14 protein-coding genes are annotated in these 15534 nt (G+C 66.0%); 2 read left to right on the top strand and 12 right to left on the bottom strand.

Features of this window, described 5'->3' with window-relative positions; translation table 11 throughout:
* The first annotated feature begins 178 nt into the window (after nucleotides 1-178).
* Nucleotides 179-1522 carry an NAD-dependent succinate-semialdehyde dehydrogenase gene (locus AZG88_RS37640; protein ID WP_025432780.1) on the top strand — a complete coding sequence of 448 codons (1344 nt, stop codon included), beginning with the start codon at nucleotides 179-181 and terminating at the stop codon, nucleotides 1520-1522.
* A 629-nt stretch (nucleotides 1523-2151) separates the two neighbouring features.
* On the opposite strand, the gene AZG88_RS37650 is transcribed toward AZG88_RS37640, so the two are convergent.
* The 8 genes from AZG88_RS37650 to AZG88_RS37685 form a co-directional block, all read right to left on the bottom strand.
* Nucleotides 2152-3315 (bottom strand): thiolase family protein, encoded by a 1164-nt coding sequence (locus tag AZG88_RS37650; protein WP_061700600.1) that lies wholly within the window; start codon nucleotides 3313-3315, stop codon nucleotides 2152-2154.
* 32 nt (nucleotides 3316-3347) lie between these two features.
* Nucleotides 3348-4127 (bottom strand): crotonase/enoyl-CoA hydratase family protein, encoded by a 780-nt coding sequence (locus AZG88_RS37655; protein WP_061700593.1) that lies wholly within the window; start codon nucleotides 4125-4127, stop codon nucleotides 3348-3350.
* Nucleotides 4124-4888 (bottom strand): SDR family NAD(P)-dependent oxidoreductase, encoded by a 765-nt coding sequence (locus tag AZG88_RS37660; RefSeq protein WP_025432782.1) that lies wholly within the window; start codon nucleotides 4886-4888, stop codon nucleotides 4124-4126. The genes AZG88_RS37655 and AZG88_RS37660 overlap by 4 nt, the downstream gene beginning before the upstream one ends.
* Before the next feature lie 83 nt (nucleotides 4889-4971).
* Nucleotides 4972-6120 (bottom strand): acyl-CoA dehydrogenase family protein, encoded by a 1149-nt coding sequence (locus AZG88_RS37665; protein WP_061045488.1) that lies wholly within the window; start codon nucleotides 6118-6120, stop codon nucleotides 4972-4974.
* Between the two features lie 50 nt (nucleotides 6121-6170).
* Nucleotides 6171-7361 carry a CaiB/BaiF CoA transferase family protein gene (locus tag AZG88_RS37670; protein ID WP_005242725.1) on the bottom strand — a complete coding sequence of 397 codons (1191 nt, stop codon included), beginning with the start codon at nucleotides 7359-7361 and terminating at the stop codon, nucleotides 6171-6173.
* Nucleotides 7358-8680, bottom strand: coding sequence for an MFS transporter (locus tag AZG88_RS37675; RefSeq protein ID WP_082833571.1), 1323 nt, complete (start codon nucleotides 8678-8680; stop codon nucleotides 7358-7360). Before AZG88_RS37675 ends, AZG88_RS37670 begins: the two co-directional genes overlap by 4 nt.
* Before the next feature lie 190 nt (nucleotides 8681-8870).
* Nucleotides 8871-9872: a LysR family transcriptional regulator gene (locus tag AZG88_RS37680; protein WP_197436364.1), complete on the bottom strand. Its 1002-nt coding sequence runs from the start codon at nucleotides 9870-9872 to the stop codon at nucleotides 8871-8873.
* Between the two features lie 102 nt (nucleotides 9873-9974).
* Nucleotides 9975-10907, bottom strand: coding sequence for a LysR family transcriptional regulator (locus AZG88_RS37685; RefSeq protein ID WP_082833572.1), 933 nt, complete (start codon nucleotides 10905-10907; stop codon nucleotides 9975-9977).
* A gap of 166 nt (nucleotides 10908-11073) precedes the next feature.
* Here AZG88_RS37685 and AZG88_RS37690 point away from each other — a divergent pair, with 166 nt between their 5' ends.
* Complete coding sequence (locus AZG88_RS37690) at nucleotides 11074-12120, top strand: YeiH family protein (RefSeq protein WP_061700601.1); 1047 nt, start codon at nucleotides 11074-11076, stop codon at nucleotides 12118-12120.
* Nucleotides 12121-12550: 430 nt separating this feature from the next.
* Here the strand turns inward: AZG88_RS37690 and AZG88_RS37695 are convergent, their stop codons facing one another.
* The 4 genes from AZG88_RS37695 to AZG88_RS37710 form a co-directional block, all read right to left on the bottom strand.
* Nucleotides 12551-13540 carry an ABC transporter substrate-binding protein gene (locus AZG88_RS37695; RefSeq protein ID WP_061045491.1) on the bottom strand — a complete coding sequence of 330 codons (990 nt, stop codon included), beginning with the start codon at nucleotides 13538-13540 and terminating at the stop codon, nucleotides 12551-12553.
* A 46-nt stretch (nucleotides 13541-13586) separates the two neighbouring features.
* Nucleotides 13587-14402: an ABC transporter ATP-binding protein gene (locus tag AZG88_RS37700; protein ID WP_231914338.1), complete on the bottom strand. Its 816-nt coding sequence runs from the start codon at nucleotides 14400-14402 to the stop codon at nucleotides 13587-13589.
* Between the two features lie 47 nt (nucleotides 14403-14449).
* The gene (locus tag AZG88_RS37705; RefSeq protein ID WP_005242737.1) at nucleotides 14450-15298 is read right to left on the bottom strand and encodes an ABC transporter permease; all 849 of its coding nucleotides are present in this window, start codon (nucleotides 15296-15298) and stop codon (nucleotides 14450-14452) included.
* Between the two features lie 90 nt (nucleotides 15299-15388).
* Nucleotides 15389-15534: TauD/TfdA dioxygenase family protein (locus tag AZG88_RS37710; RefSeq protein WP_197488009.1), on the bottom strand; the 146-nt coding region annotated here is incomplete at its 5' end.

Here is a 15534-nt window from a genome sequence, read left to right on the forward strand (position 1 = left end):
CTTCGTCCGCGGACGAAGCGGACACGTGGATCGACTCCCCCACCACGCCGAGGGCCGGCGCGTGTCCATCGGAGCGACGTCGACGCGACATCACCGGGCGATCTACTCGTGAGAAACCACCCCCGGCGCTCATCGCGAGCAATACTGGAATGCCCCACCCTTCCGAGGAGACGTGAACATGAGCCTGTACGCAGTTGTGGACCCCGCCACCGGAAAGACGGTGCGCGAATATCCGACCGCGACCGACGAGCAGATGCAGGCGGCGTTGTCCGCGGCGGAGAAGGCGCACCGTGAGTGGTCGCGCGGCTCGACGGTGGTCGAGCGCGCCGGACTGCTCAGCAAGGTCGCCGAGCTGCACACCGAACGCCGCGACGAACTGGCCAAGATCATCCAGCGGGAGATGGGCAAGCCACTGGACCAGTCGTTGGGGGAAGTCGACTTCAGCGCCGCGATCTACCAGTACTACGCCGACAACGCCGAGAAGTTCCTGGCCGACGAGCCGATCGACCTGGTCGAGGGCGCGGGTACCGCGCTGATCCGCCGCCACTCGATCGGTGTGCTGATCGGCATCATGCCGTGGAACTATCCTTACTACCAGGTCGCCCGGTTCGCGGGTCCGAATCTGGCACTGGGCAACACCATCGTGCTCAAACACGCACCGCAGTGTCCGGAATCGGCGGCGGCACTTCACCAGATCTTCACCGACGCCGGATATCCGGAGGGCGCCTACGTCAACGTCTACGCCACCAACGAGCAGATCGCCGACGCGATCGCCGACCCACGGGTCCAGGGCGTGTCATTGACCGGGTCCGAGCGTGCGGGCGCAGCGGTCGCCGAGATCGCCGGCCGCAACCTCAAGAAGGTGGTACTGGAACTCGGCGGTTCCGATCCGTTCATCGTGCTCAGTTCCGATGACCTCGACGCCACCGTAAAAGCGGCGGTAGAAGGTCGTTTCGAGAACACCGGGCAGGCGTGCAACGCCGCGAAGCGATTCATCATCGCCGAGGACCTCTACGACGACTTCGTCGGCAGATTCACCGCGGAGGTGCTCGCCACCGCAGACGAACTCGCGCCGCTGTCGTCGGTCGCCGCCGCCGACCGGCTGTCCGAGCAGGTGCAGCAGGCGATCGCCGAGGGCGCCACGCTGGTGTCGGAGGGCGATCGGAAGGGTGCCTTCTTCCCACCCGCCGTGCTGACGAATGTGTCACGGGATTCACGAACCTACCGGGAGGAACTGTTCGGGCCGGTTGCGACCGTCTACAAGGTCCGTTCCGAGGAAGAGGCCGTCGAGCTGGCAAACGACACTCCGTTCGGTCTCGGCTCGTATGTCTTCACCACCGACCCCGATCAGGCCTACCGCGTCGCCGACTCACTGGAGGCCGGCATGGTGTTCGTCAATGCCGTTGGCGCCGAAGGAGTTGAGCTGCCGTTCGGCGGCGTCAAACGCTCCGGTTTCGGTCGCGAACTCGGCAAATACGGAATCGACGAATTCGTGAACAAGAAACTCATCCGCGTCAGCTGAACCAGCGATTCGAGTATTTCATCGCCCTCGGCGTGCAGTTCGATATCGACGCCTACGGTTGCGTCACCGTACCTGAGGGAAGGCAAGAAGGAGGCCGCGACGAAGGCTGCTGCGGAGAAAACGGCCGTCGTTGTCGCGGCCGTCTTCGTTACCGACACCGAAAGCGGGCTCGGTGGCTGTGGGGTGCAGCCACCGAGCCAAGGCAGCACCTTGGGCGTGAGCGTTCGCGTCAAGTCGCCGTCTTTCGCCGGTGGTGCGGGTATGCGCTCGCCAGACTGCGTATCTCTGCTTGGTCGCAGTTCGATTGGGGAATGACCTGCCATAAACGCTCGATGAACCGGCGGGTTGTCATTCCGAAGTTCACAAGGATTTCCTCTGTGGTTGCGCCTCCGTATGGTGCCCATCTGCTGGCGAACTCGATAAGGTGCTCCGCCTCGTTGTCAGGGCGTTTGTCCGTGGGGTCGACGTCGATCCCAGCGGTGCGACGCCTCTGTTGCCACCTGCGATATTCGTGAGAGTTCATGCTGTTCAACACATCTGTTCGTACCTGAAGTGACCAAGGTGAATTCCAGGGTGCGCGCGCTGCAGCGGGTCTATCCACGCCCCCTGTGCCGCGCTCGAACCGAGCCTCAATTTGCGACGGCGAGGTTTTCGTAGATGGTGGCGTTGGCCATTCCGCCGCCCTCGCACATCGTCTGCAGCCCGTAGCGGACTCCGTTGGCGCGCATGTGATGCACGAGGGTGGTGGCCAGGCGGGCCCCGGATCCGCCGAGCGGGTGACCGAGCGCGATCGCACCGCCGAGCGTGTTCACCCGGTCTTCAGAAGCCCCGGTCGCCCGTAGCCATGCGCCCACCACACTGGCGAACGCCTCGTTGACCTCGAATGCTCCGATGTCGTCGAGCGTCAGGCCGGCCCGCTCGAGTACCCGCGCGGTGGCGGGGATCGGACCGGCCAGCATCGTGACGGGGTCGTCGCCGACCACCGTCGCAGTGTGCACCCGGGCGATCGGGGTCAGCCCCAACTCCCGGGCCCGCTCGCCGGACATCACCAGCAGCGCAGCCGCACCGTCCGAAATCTGCGAAGCGTTGCCCGCGGTGATGCGGCCGTCCTCGGGGAAGATCGGGTCCAGTTGGCCCAGCTTCTCGAGGGTCGAGGCCCGACGGATTCCCTCGTCGGACTCGAGCTTGGTCCCGTCCGGGAGGGTCACGGGCACGATCTCGCCGGTGAAGCGCCCCTCGTCGAGGGCCTGCGCGGCCCGCTGGTGCGAGCGCAGGCTGTACTCGTCGAGCCAGGTGCGGGTCAGCTCGTACTTGGTGGCGAGGGACTCGGCACCCCGAATCTGGTTGAATTCGATTCCGCCGTAACGCTGCTTGATCGCGTCGCTGTTCGCGTCACCGAGGCCGACGCGTCGCGCCGATCCCATCGGGATCCGGGTCATCGACTCGACACCACCGGCGACCGCGATGTCGTACTGGCCGGAGATCACGCCCGCGGCGGCGAAATGCAATGCCTGCTGGCTCGAGCCGCACTGACGCTCGATCGTGGTGCCCGGCACCGACTCCGGCCAGTTGGCGGCGAGGACGGCATTGCGGGCGATGTTTCCGGCCTGCTCGCCGACCTGGCCGACACAGCCCCACACGACGTCGTCGACCGAACCGGCCTCGATGCCCGCCCGGTCGAGCAGTGCGTTCAGGACGGTCGCGGACAGATCGGCGGGGTGGACCTCCGCCAGGCCGCCCTTGCGGCGCCCGACGGGGCTCCGGACGGCGTCGACGATGACTGCATCACGCATGGTGTTGTTCCTGTTCTGTCGATTCTCGGTGATCACGTCGCGGTCCAGACCGGGGCGCGGCGTTCTGTGAATGCGGTGGCGCCCTCTCGGGCGTCGTTGGAGTCGAAGACCGGCATCACGATCTGCCGTGTTCGCTCGAAGTGCTCCGCAGCCGGCCAGGCGGAGGACTCGTCGATGACCCGCTTGCTGGCCTGGACTGCGAGCGGACCGTTGGCGGCGATCTCCTCGGCGAACTCGATCGCGGTCGCCAGCACCGCGCCCTCCGGCGCGAGCCGGTTGACCAGGCCGAGCCGGTGCAGCTGCGCGGCGGTCATGGTCTTGCCGGTGAGCACCATCTCCAGCGCGATTGCCCGGGGCAGTCGGGCGGGCAGCCGGGTCAGCCCGCCGGCCGCGGCGACCAGGCCGCGCCGGACCTCGGGCAGGCCGAACGTCGCGGTCGGCGCGGCGACGACGAGGTCAGCGGCCAGCACGATCTCGAAGCCGCCGGCGAGCGCAGGCCCGTCGACTGCAGCGATGAGGGGTTTGGCTGGTGTCGCCTCGACAAGTCCGGCGAACCCTCGACCCGCGACCCGTGGGCTCTCGCCCCGTAGGAACGCCTTGAGATCCATTCCCGCGCAGAAGTACCCGCCGGCTCCGGTGAGAATGCCGACCCTCAGCTCCGGATCGGTGTCGAGCAGGTCGACCGCCGCGGCGACTGCCTGCGCGACCTCCCGGTCGACCGCGTTACGCGCGGCGGGGCGGTTGAGTGTGATGACCAGCACCGGCCCCACCCGTTCGGTCACTACGACCGGTGCGGGTGCCTCTTCGGTCACCGCGGTGCCATCCGGATCGCGCCGTCGAGGCGGATCGTCTCGCCGTTGAGCATGCCGTTCTCGATGATGTGCGCGGCAAGACCGGCGAACTCGGATGGCTCGCCGAGCCGCTGCGGGTGCGGGACCGAGGCGGCCAGCGCATCACGGATATCGTCGCGTGCGCTCAGTAGGAGGGGCGTCGCGAAGACGCCGGGTGCGATAGTGCACACCCTGATCCCGACGCCGGCGAGATCGCGGGCAGCGGGCAGGGTCATCCCGACGACGCCGGCTTTGGAGGTCGCATAATTGATCTGCCCGATCTGTCCCTCGTAGGCAGCGACGGAGGCGGTCAATACGCACACGCCGCGGTCGCCGTCGAGCGGCTCGTTCGCGGCCATAGCCTCGGCCGCGAATCGCAGCACATTGAAGGTGCCGATCACGTTGAGCCTGATCACCGTCTCGAACGGCTCGAGCTCGGCGGCCTTGCCGTCCTTGGTGAGGACGCGCATGGGCCTACCGCGGCCGGCGCAGTGCACGACCGCCCGAACCGGGCCGCGCTCGGCGGCTGCCGTGAAAGCCGCGGCGACTGCGTCCCCGTCGGTCACGTCCGTCGGCACGAACCGTGCTGCCGCGCCCAGCGCCTCGGCCTGCTCGGCCCCGGACGAGCTGGGGAGGTCGAGCAGGGTAACGGTGGCGCCGGCCTCGACAAGGCGGGTTGCGGTGGCCAGTCCGAGTCCGGATGCGCCGCCGGTGACGACGGCGTTGATGTCCTTGATCTGCATGTCGATGGTCTTTCGAGGTTGTCCGGGCGCGTGGCGTCCCGGGATGGGAACGGGGTGTGGCCCGACGGGGCAGGATGGGATGCCTACAGACCCATCGACTTCGAGATGACGCTCTTCATGACCTCGCTGGTGCCACCGAAGATTCGGGTGACCCGGGCGTCTGCGTACAGCCGCGCGATCGGGTACTCGCTCATGTAGCCGTAGCCGCCGTGCACCTGCAGGCACTTGTCGATGACACGGGCCTGCATCTCGGTGCAGAACAGCTTCACCTTGGCCGCGTCGGCGGGGGTGAGGGTGCCGGCGTCCAGCGCGATCAGCGCCTGGTCGACCAGCGCCTGCCCGGCCTGCAGTTCGGTCGCGCACTCGGCGAGCACGAACTTGGTGTTCTGGAAGTCGGCGAGCGGCTTGCCGAAGACCAGGCGTTCCTTGGCGTAGTCGATGGCGAGGTTCACGGCGGCGGTTGCGGTGGCCAGACCGGTGATCGCGATCGACAGCCGCTCCTGCGGCAGGTTGTGGGCGAGCATGCCGAACGCCTTGCCCTCCTCACCGAGCAAGTTCCGCGCCGGCACGCGGACGTTGTCGAACGTCAACTCGGCGGTGTCGGACGACTTCATGCCGATCTTGTGCAGGTTGCGACCGCGGAGGAAGCCGGGCATGTCGCCCTCGACGACCAGCAGCGACAAACCCTTGCGACGGTTCTCGGGATCCTTCGAGGTGCGCGCCACCACGATCACCAGGTCGGCGTTGATGCCGCCGGTGATGAAGGTCTTGTTGCCGTTGAGGATGTAGTCGTCACCGTCGCGGACGGCGGTGGTGGTGACGCCGGCCAGGTCGGAACCGATGCCGGGCTCGGTCATGGCGATCGCGCTGACCAGGCCACCGTCGGCGAAGCCGGAGAACCAGCGGTCGCGCTGCTCCTCGTTGGCGTACTCGAGGAAGTACGGCAGCACGGTGTTCAGGTGCACCTGAAACCCGCCGAGCGATGCTGCGGCGTAACCGATTTCCTCGTAGACGACGGTGTTGAACAGGAAGCTGTCGATGCCGCCGCCGCCGTACTGCTCGGGTACCTGCAGGCCGTTGATGCCGATCTCCGCCGTCTTCTTGTAGAAGTCGCGGGGGATGGAACCGGCGGCCTCCCAGTCGGGCAGGTTCGGGGTGATCTCCTTGGCGATGAACTGGCGGACAGAGTCGCGGAAGGCGTCGTGGTCTTCGGTGAAGATGCTGCGCTGCATGGTGTTTCCTTTGTCGAAAAGTGTGGATGGCGGCAGGTTGGTGCCGGTGCCTAGCGGACGCCGACGACCTTGTCGGCGACCAACGCGTCGACCGTGGCGGCGGGGTAGCCGAGTTCGGCGAGCAGTTCGGCGGTGTGCTGGCCGAGGTCCGGGTCGCCGTCGGTGGAGATCTTGGGCATGCTGCCCAGGTGCCAGGGCGATCCGAGGGCGGTGTTCGGTACTCCGTCCACGCCGCTGACCTCGAGGAACAACCCGGACGCTTCCACGTCCGCACTCCGGATGGCCTCGGGGTAGGTGTTGATCTTGCCCGCGACAACGCCGTTGGTGGTCAGTAGTTCCATGGCCTCGTCGCTCGTCATCGTCGAGAATGCGCTTCGCAGTTCGACGAGCATCGCCTTCCGGTTCGCCACCCGCAGGGTGTTGTTCGCGAACCGCGGGTCCTCGGCGACGTCGGGGCGCCCGATGAGGCGGCACAGGCGGGTGAAGTGCACATCCGAGTAGGCGGACAGGACCAGGCTGCCGTCCTTGGTCGTCATCACGTCCGCGGCGGGGGCGATGCTGGGCTGCCCGTTGCCCTTGCGGACGGGCTCCTCGCCGGTGATCAGGTACTGGCCCCAGTTCGTGCCCTGCAGGTGGATCGCGACCTCGAGCAGCGACACCTCGACGGTGTCACCCGCGCCCGTGCGGAGGCGGCGCACATAGGCCGCAAGGATCGCCTGGGCACAGACGTAACCGGAAGCGGCGTCGACGATCTGGGCCCCGACCTTCTGCGGCTCGCTGTCGGTCTCGCCGGTGACCCACATCATCCCGCTCTCGGCTTGCGCCGCGATGTCGAGCCCGGGCCGGTACTTCGACGGTCCGTGCAGGCCGAATCCGCTGACGGTGGCGTAAACCATCCAGGGGTGAGCCTCGAGGACATCCTCGGCGCCCAGTCCGAACGACTCCATGACGCCCGGGCGCAGGTTCTGCACCACGATGTCGGCGCTCGCGATCAGCTTTCGAGCGATCTCCTGCGCCTGGGGGTCCTTCAGGTCCAGCGCAATTGCACGCTTGCCGCGGTTGTAGTTCTGGAGCATGGCCTCGCCGGCCGGGCCGATGCCGCGGGCGGACTCGCCGTGCAGCGGCTCGACCTTGATCACGTCGGCGCCGAGGTCGACCAGGATCTGGGTCGCGGCCGGCGCCGCGATGAACTGTCCGAAGTCGACGACGCGAACGCCGTCCAGGGGCTTGTCGATGATCATGCTGTCTCCTCGACACTGCGGCGGATGCGGGCGATGTCGCGGTCGGGGTTGACCAGGAACACTGCGATGATGCTGCCGACGACCATCAGCGCGCCGCTCATCAGGAAGCCGCTGGCGTAGCCGGAGATCTTGTCGGCGGCACCGCCGACGGTGAAGCCGAGCACGAGCGGCGCGATCATGCCGGAGATGCTCGACACCGCGCTGAGTCCACCGAGGACCATGCCGCGCTTCTTCGACTGCACGACGTCCGCGATGGCCGACAGTGCAACACCGAATGCGGCCGTGTTCAGCGAGAAGGCCAGGGAGACGAGCAGGATCTGCACCGGGCCCTGCGGCAGCACGGTGAAGCCCATCATTGCGGCACCGGCGCCGCCGATCAGCACGGCCGAGAGGTAACCACGGGCGATCTTTCGGGAGACCCCGCGAGCGATGAGGCGGCTGGAGAACCAACCGGCGGCGATCGCGCCTGCCGCGGCGAAACCGTAGGGAAGCATCACCAGGCGGCCGGTGGTGATCGTGTCGTAGCCGAGTCCGTCCTGGAGGTACACCGGGAGCCAGGCCACCTTCAGCGTGGTGGACCAGTACGAGCAGAACATCAGCAGCGCGATGCCGAGCACGGTGCCGGTGCGAAGAATCGTCTTGTACGGGGCATCGACGGTGTCGACGACGATCGTGGTTGCGGGCTTCGCGGCCGCAGTGTTGTCCTCGGGGGCGCCGCGGCCGAAGATCATCCAGGCCACCGCCCAGACCAGACCCATCACGATGAGGATGTAGAACGCGGCGTGCCAGTCCCAGCGGACGATGATCCAGGTCAGCAGAGGTGCGGCGATGAGAGTGCCGATCGACGCGCCGGCGGTGACGAATCCACTCGGCATCGCACGCTTCTCGGGCGTGAACCAGGAGTGCACGGCGTGATTGGCCAGCGCGTACGCGGGGCCCTCGGCGAAGCCGAGCACGATCCGGCAGGCGACCAGCACACTGAAGCTGACGGTGCCGAGCAGCGGGGCCATGGTCGCCACCCACGTCAGCATCAGGCCGGCCATCAGCCAGCGGAGGCTCACCTTGGAGGACAACCAGCCGAAGAACAGGGCACCGACGGCGAACAGCCAGAAGAAGCTGCTCTGGATGACGCCGAACTCCTGCGGGCTGAGGCCCAGGTCGTGCTGGATCTGCACACCGGCGAACGCGATGACTGACTTGTCCGCGTGGTTGATGAGCATGAAGACGACCAGGAGGCCGACGACGATCCAGGCGCGTCGCATAAGCGCCGATCTGGTGTGTCCGGCCGACGTGGCCGTCGGCGATGATGTCTGGGTCATTGGTCCTCTTCGTGGAACGAAACGTCGCGGTGACGTGCGTGGCGTGAACCGGTCCGGATGAATTCCTCAGGCGACCGCCCAGGTGATCGAGCCGGATTCCGCCGCAGCGGTGTGATCAGGTACACACCATTGAAGACGCGAGAATCGATCAGGTCAAAGACCAGAAAAGTAGGAAAAGTACTGCAACTACCTATGAGTCGATGCTTCTTGCGATGTCCTCGCGTAGACGGCGGTCGGACTCCGCCCGCGTCAGCCTGGCAGCGTCCACAAGGGACGCACCGGACTTCATGTGCGCGCCGATGGATGCGGCGAACTCCTCGAAGGACGCGCGGGCGCCCGCCAGGAACTGCGTGGACGCCTCGGTAATCCGGCCGGGCCGGCGGACCACACCCATACGGCGGGTGAGACGCGGCGACAGTTCACGCACCACCCCGCCACGAAGCATTGCGTCGAGTCCACTGCGCAAGGCGACGATCGACACCCCGCCGCCGGCGAGGACGATCGGAAGCACGGCGCCACGCTGACGCACCTCCACCGCAACGTCAGGTTCGACGCCGTGCAACCGCAGCGAGCGGTCGATGAAATCCCGGGTTGCCGTTCCCCTTTCGCCCATCACGAACGGAACACGAGTCAGTTCCTCGATGGGCACCGGATCCGGCCACCGTGCGTCGGTGCCGGGCGGACACACCAGCACGAGCTGCTGGTCGATCAGCTCCTCCCCGACGAGCCCCTCGGTCGGGAGCGGCAAAGCAAGGACACCCAGCTCACAAGCCCCCGACCGGACCAAAGACACGACGTCGGCAATCTCGTCGCGCTCCTCGATGTGGAACCGCACATCTGGGTACTGCAGGCGGAACTTGGCAACCCATACCGACAGCGGATCCGAGGACAGGTCCGACAGCGAGGCGATGTCGATCCGGCCGCCGCGCATCGCCCCGACATCGCGCACGGCGTTCTCGGCCGATTCCACCTCGCGCAGGATCGCGCGCGCGGGACCGACCAGCGCCTCGCCGGCCGGGGAGAGTACGAGGCCTCGGCCGACGCGATGGAACAACTCGACACCGAGGTCCTTCTCGAGCTTGCGGACCACCTGAGACAACGAGGGCTGCGCGACGTGCAACTGGGCCGCGGCGCGCGTGACCCCGCCACAGTCGACGACGGCGAGGAAGTACTCCATCTGACGCAGGTCCATGCTCCGAATCTAGAGGTAGTGGCAGCGCGGCGACGCAAAGTGTGGCACTCGGCCTGGGGCGGACGGTTCGGTGACAGGACTCCAGGATGCCGGCGTCGTGAGCTACTCCTGGTCAGACGGACGGTTCCGAGGGTGGGGACGGTGCGCGGCAAGGGCGAGGAAATCACCGACGGAGCCGCGTATGCGGGTACCACTTCGCCAAATGGCGTGCAGCGATCGGGTCAGGTCCAGGCCGGCCAGCGGGACCTCGATCAACCGCCCGTCACGCAGTTCCTGCCGCACGGTCAACTCGCTGAGTACGGCGGCGTACTCGCCCGCACTGACCGCCACCTTCACTGCTGTATTCGAATGCAGCTCGATCGCTGGGGGTGACATCGACGCGCCGACGGCTCGTTGCAGCGTTTCCCGGGTTCCGGAGCCACCCTCACGCGAAGCGAGCAGCAGCTTGTCCAGCTCGTGAGCAGACAGCGGCCGACGGCAGCACGCCAGCCGATGCTGGGGTGAGACGACCAACACGAGGCGGTCTCTGGCCACCGGGAGGCTTCGCAGATCGCTGGGAACGTGCGGTGATTCGATGAATCCCAGGTCAATCTCACGCGCGCGCAGTGCCGCGATCACTTCTTGTGAGTTGGCAACGCGCAGCTGCACTCGAGGCCAGTCTCCACGTCGGCGAAACTCGGCCAGCCATGTCGGGACGAGATACTCCGCGACAGTCAGACTCGCCCCGATACTCACGTTGTCGGTCGCCCGCGTCGTCAGTGCTCTGGCTCCGATCACCAAGGTGTCCGCGGCGTCCACTACGCCGCGAGACCAGTCGGTGACCATTCGGCCGTGCGCGGTCAGCTCCGCACCCCGGCTGCGGCGATCGACGAGTTCCAGCCCCAGCTGCCCTTCCAAGCCCTTGATTCGCCTACTCGCCGACGGCTGACTGATGTGCTCCGCGCGGGCAGCTGCGGAGATGCTGCCGAGATCAGCGACCAAGACAAGCATGCGCAGTGACTCGAGATCAATTGCCGGACGAAATCCTTCAGACACAATCGCACCTCACACACATCGATAGCCATAGCGGATTGCTATAGGCCTGCAGGAAATTGGTGGCTACCGCACGACGCAAATGATCGTGAAAGTACTTGATATGAACCGAATTATCACAACCACTCGCCGCGCCGGACCGGACGGAACCGCCACCAAGTCGAACTCGGTGTGGTCCTCGGTCGCATCTGGATCGATATCGCGCGCACCAGGTCTGTCGCTCGCGGTCGCAATTGCGGTCGTGGCGACCATTGTCGGCAGAATGTTTCCACTCATCGGCGGTCCGGTCACCGGCATCGTTCTCGGCGTACTGATCGCGACCCTGATCAAACCCGGCGACCGACTGAAACCCGGAATCAAGACGTCGAGCAAATTCCTTCTGCAGGTCTCGGTCGTCATCCTCGGATCTCAACTGTCGCTCACCCAGGTGGTGCGTGTCGGATTCGATTCCCTGCCAGTCATGGTCGGCACACTCGCCATCTGCCTGATCGCCGCCTACTTCATCGGCCGATGGATGGGAGTGATCGGCGACCTGCGCACCCTGATCGGGGTGGGCACCGGCATCTGCGGGGGGTCGGCGATCGCAGCGGTCACTCCCGTCATCGGAGCGGCCGAGGTAGCGGTCACCTACGCCATCTCGACCGTCTTTCTCTTCAATATCGCCGCAGTACTCGCGTTTCCGGTGATCGGCCACGCACTGGGTATGAGTCAACACAGCTTCGGCCTGTTCGCCGGGACCGCGGTCAACGACATGTCCTCGGTCGTGGCCGTATCCACGACCTACGGCACCGAATCCGCGAACTACGCGGTAGTGGTCAAACTCGCTCGTACACTGCTGATCATCCCGATCTGCCTCGGTCTCGCAGCCATGGTGGAGCGCAAGACCCGCGCCGATGCCCGCCGCACGGTCGATGGGACGGCGGCAGCATCGACTGCGACACGGGTTCGAGTGCACCGGCTGGTGCCGTGGTTTCTCATCGGATTCCTGCTCGCCGCAGCCGCAAACAGCGCAGGACTGATTCCCGCGGGAGCCCATCAGGGACTCAGCGCGACCTCCCTCTTCCTGATCACCGTGGCACTCTCCGCAATCGGCCTGTCCACCGACCTTCCCGGGCTGCGCCGCACCGGTCCCCGGCCAGTGATCCTCGGCGCCACCCTGTGGGTGATCGTTTCCCTCGCCTCCCTCGGCCTCCAGCTCGCTACGGGGACGCTGTAGCCCTCCCGCCACAGGCGTTGGACGAACACCACACGCGATTGGTTCACGAGAATCATTCCACCGCACTATTATTCCATTCTCCAGTTGACATCTGATCATCTCGAATCCTGACGCGATCGCTCAGCGGTCGCGTCAGGATTCGATGCTCGACGGCGGGATGGGCTCAGCTATGTCAGCCCTCGGACGAACCGGTGTCATTGCCATGTGCAGAGTCCGACTGGACGCCGGGCTGCACCGGGGTCTCCGCCAATGGTGCGCCCGTGGGGTTCGTCCCGACGTGGACACGGTGGGACGAACCACCCGTGCCGGACCAGTGCGCTTTACGCAGAAACACCAGGGGCGGAGGCGGGCGTCGAATCTCCCACCTCCGCCCCTGCCACCGACGTCGCCAGATACCTATCCCCTCGCGCGTGCGGCATCATATTGGTTTTCAACCGCATTCAGGCATGACGGCTCCCTCGAAGGGAATACCCGAACTCCCATCGCCAAGGATCCAGTCGACGTTGGCCGCCCATGTGGCTTCATTGATCGTCGGACTCCAGGAGAGGTGCGTCTTGTCCCAGATCCGCCCGGCGCTCTCCGTCGGAATCTGCAGCAGGGTTGCCAGGGACTGCGTGCCAGACCCGCGGTTGGTATCGTCCGCGATCCAGTCGGCGGCCTTGTTCATCGCCGTGCAGAATTTGTCGAGCACTTCCGGGTTCTGCTGCGCAAACTCCTCGGTCGTCGTCCAGAACGTCTGCAATCCGACGTCGCCCAACTCGCCGGCGGTTCCGTCGAACGGGCTTGCCAGAGTGCGGAACTCGATTCCGTGATCCTCCATCGTGACCACGGTCGAGGTCGACCCCACCGTTGCGTCGACCTTCTTGTTGCGCACCGCCGGCTCCATCGTCGCACCGGACCCGACCGCAACGTAGGTGACGCTGTCCGGATCCACCCCGCTACTGGAAAGGACCGTGCGGGCGAACCTCTCCGAGGCACTCCCCCGTTGAACGACTCCGATCTGCTTTCCACGCAACGACTTGACATCTGCGATCCCGCTGTCGGCAGGAGTCACGAGTGACATGTCGATGTGCCCGAACGGTGGTATGGCGGTGATGTGCTGGCCCTGATTCATCGCTCCCATGACATTCTCGGGAGTTCCGATCGCGATCTGGGTCGTGTTTCCGATCAGGGCCGACGTCAGCTGCGGCCCCGAGGTCGCGGTGACGGTTTCGACCTGGAGGCCGGCACCCTGGAAGAAGCCCTGTTCCTGAGCGATCGTGTAGGGGAAGCTCAGCGAGTTGCTCTCCATGCTGCCGATCGTGATCGAGGTAAGACCGTTCTCCGACGTGGGGGCGGTGTTGGCGGTGCCACACGCGACCATTGAGGTGAGCAGGGCCAGTGCCCCTGCGATTGTGATGGCGGAACGTTTGTCGAGCATCTGAGGGTTCTCCTGCTTGTCGGGACGCTTGATTGCCGAGGTCGATTCAGTGCAGTCGTTCGCGCAGACGTTCGTATATCGCCTGGTACTGCGGGTCGGCGGACACCGTCGAGAGCTCTCGTGGCCGTGGGATGTCCACCTGTACGTCGTCGAGGATCTTCCCCTCCCCCATCAGCACGATCCGGTCGGCCAGGGCCACCGCCTCGCCCAGATCGTGGGTGACGAAGATGACGGTGCGGTGCTCTTCGCGCTGCCACAGCTCGAGAAATTCCTTCTGCACCGACATCCGGGTATTGACGTCGAGTGCGGCGAACGGTTCGTCCATCAACAGAACGTCCGGGTCGAGCGCCCAGGTTCGTGCCAGTGCGACGCGTTGCCGCATTCCCTGGGACAGTTGCCAGGGCCACAGGTGCCCAGCTTCCTCGAGGTGGACCGCCTGCAGCCACCGCCGTCCCAGCGCCTTGCGGTCGGCCCGGCCCACCCCCCGCAACTCGAGCCCGTACTCGACATTGCGCACCGCGCTGCGCCACGGCAGCAGGGCATCGCGTGCCAGCATGAATCCGAGGTGCGACCGCGCCTCCCGGGGAGGCTTTCCCATAACCGACACCGATCCCGCGGCGGGGTCGACCAGTCCGGCCGCCATGTTCAGCAAGGTCGTCTTGCCGCACCCGCTTCGCCCGACGATCGCGGTGAATTCGCCGGCCGGGATCTGTAGGTCGATCCCGGACAACACGGTCCGAATCCCACCCTGCGGAGCCGGATAGGTCACGTCCACGCCGTCGAACACGATCGCGTCCCTGCCCGGATTCGCGGCCGAGCCGCCTCCGGGGAAACCTGCTGCGTGCTGTGCGGTAGAAATCATGGTCATCTCATCTGCTCCAGACTTGTCTTTTCCGATGGCGAGTTCGGTCATCGGTCAACTGGTGGCTGCCACCGCAGGAACCGGCGCTCCGCGTGACTCATCACCTGGTTGAGTACCACCGCGATCACCGCCAGGAACAGTAGGATCGCGTACACCGCCTCCATTTGGAACGTCGCCGAGTACGTGGCGATCAACTGACCCAATCCGTTACGGGCCGAAATGAGTTCGGAACCGACGACGCCGAGCAAGGAGTAGATCAGTCCCAACCTCAGCGCCGCGAAGATCGCGGGCGTCGCCACCGGGATGAGCACCTTCAGGAACATCTGATACTTGTTGGCGCCCAGGACCGTAGACAGCCGCAACCATTCAGCGTCGGTGGAGCGCACCCCGGCGCGCGCTCCGGACATCACGATGAAGAAGACCAGCGTCGAGGCCAACGCAACCTTCGCCGAGGTGTTGATGCCGAGCGCCACGATGAACAACGGCGCGAGAGCGATCCGCGGCATCGCATTGGCCGCATCGAGATACGGGGTCAGCACCCGCTCGACTCTGGGCAGCAGCCCCAACGCGACGCCGACGATGACGCCGATCGCACCCGCCACGACCCACGCGATGAGAACTGCGACCATGGTGTAGCGAGTGTTGGTCCACAGCTCGCCGGACCTCGCCGCCGTTACCAGGTAGTCCCACGACTGTCCCGGTGTCTTCGCGAGCACCGGGTCCAGCCACTTGCGGTCGGCCGTCAGTTGCCACAGTCCCAGCCACGCCAGACCGACGAGGATCTGCGCTCCCCGCACCATCAGCATCTCCCTGGGCATCTTCCAGGTCCGGCGTGTGAGTTCCGCTCCGCCGGACGCTGCCGTCGCGCTCGCCGAGGGCTGATCGATAACGTGCATGTTCTTGCTCCAGTCAGGTTATGCTGCAGTCTTGTTCGCTCGGGACCTCGGAGCCGGCGGAATCTCGGAGCCGGCGAGTGGTCGGTGCTCCTACGCAGGAACCTCGCCGCGGAGGGTGATGCGGTTGAGCACCCGTTCCTGGGTGCCGTAGCCGTGGATCGCGTAGTGCATGGTGCACCGGTTGTCCCACATGACAAGGTCCCCTTCCCGCCACGCGTGGCGGTAGACGTTGTCCG

It is taken from the genome of Rhodococcus sp. LB1 (genome assembly GCF_001583455.1).
GTDB classification, from domain to species: domain Bacteria; phylum Actinomycetota; class Actinomycetes; order Mycobacteriales; family Mycobacteriaceae; genus Rhodococcus_F; species Rhodococcus_F opacus.

Excerpts from the sequence above, each read along its gene's own strand:
- AZG88_RS37640 (WP_025432780.1), top strand. The coding sequence starts at position 179 with ATGAGCCTGTACGCAGTTGTGGACCCCGCCACCGGAAAGACGGTGCGC.
- AZG88_RS37650 (WP_061700600.1), bottom strand. The coding sequence starts at position 3,315 with ATGCGTGATGCAGTCATCGTCGACGCCGTCCGGAGCCCCGTCGGGCGC.
- AZG88_RS37660 (WP_025432782.1), bottom strand. The coding sequence starts at position 4,888 with ATGCAGATCAAGGACATCAACGCCGTCGTCACCGGCGGCGCATCCGGA.
- AZG88_RS37665 (WP_061045488.1), bottom strand. The coding sequence starts at position 6,120 with ATGCAGCGCAGCATCTTCACCGAAGACCACGACGCCTTCCGCGACTCT.
- AZG88_RS37670 (WP_005242725.1), bottom strand. The coding sequence starts at position 7,361 with ATGATCATCGACAAGCCCCTGGACGGCGTTCGCGTCGTCGACTTCGGA.
- AZG88_RS37675 (WP_082833571.1), bottom strand. The coding sequence starts at position 8,680 with ATGACCCAGACATCATCGCCGACGGCCACGTCGGCCGGACACACCAGA.
- AZG88_RS37680 (WP_197436364.1), bottom strand. The coding sequence starts at position 9,872 with ATGGACCTGCGTCAGATGGAGTACTTCCTCGCCGTCGTCGACTGTGGC.
- AZG88_RS37695 (WP_061045491.1), bottom strand. The coding sequence starts at position 13,540 with ATGCTCGACAAACGTTCCGCCATCACAATCGCAGGGGCACTGGCCCTG.
- AZG88_RS37700 (WP_231914338.1), bottom strand. The coding sequence starts at position 14,402 with ATGATTTCTACCGCACAGCACGCAGCAGGTTTCCCCGGAGGCGGCTCG.
- AZG88_RS37705 (WP_005242737.1), bottom strand. The coding sequence starts at position 15,298 with ATGCACGTTATCGATCAGCCCTCGGCGAGCGCGACGGCAGCGTCCGGC.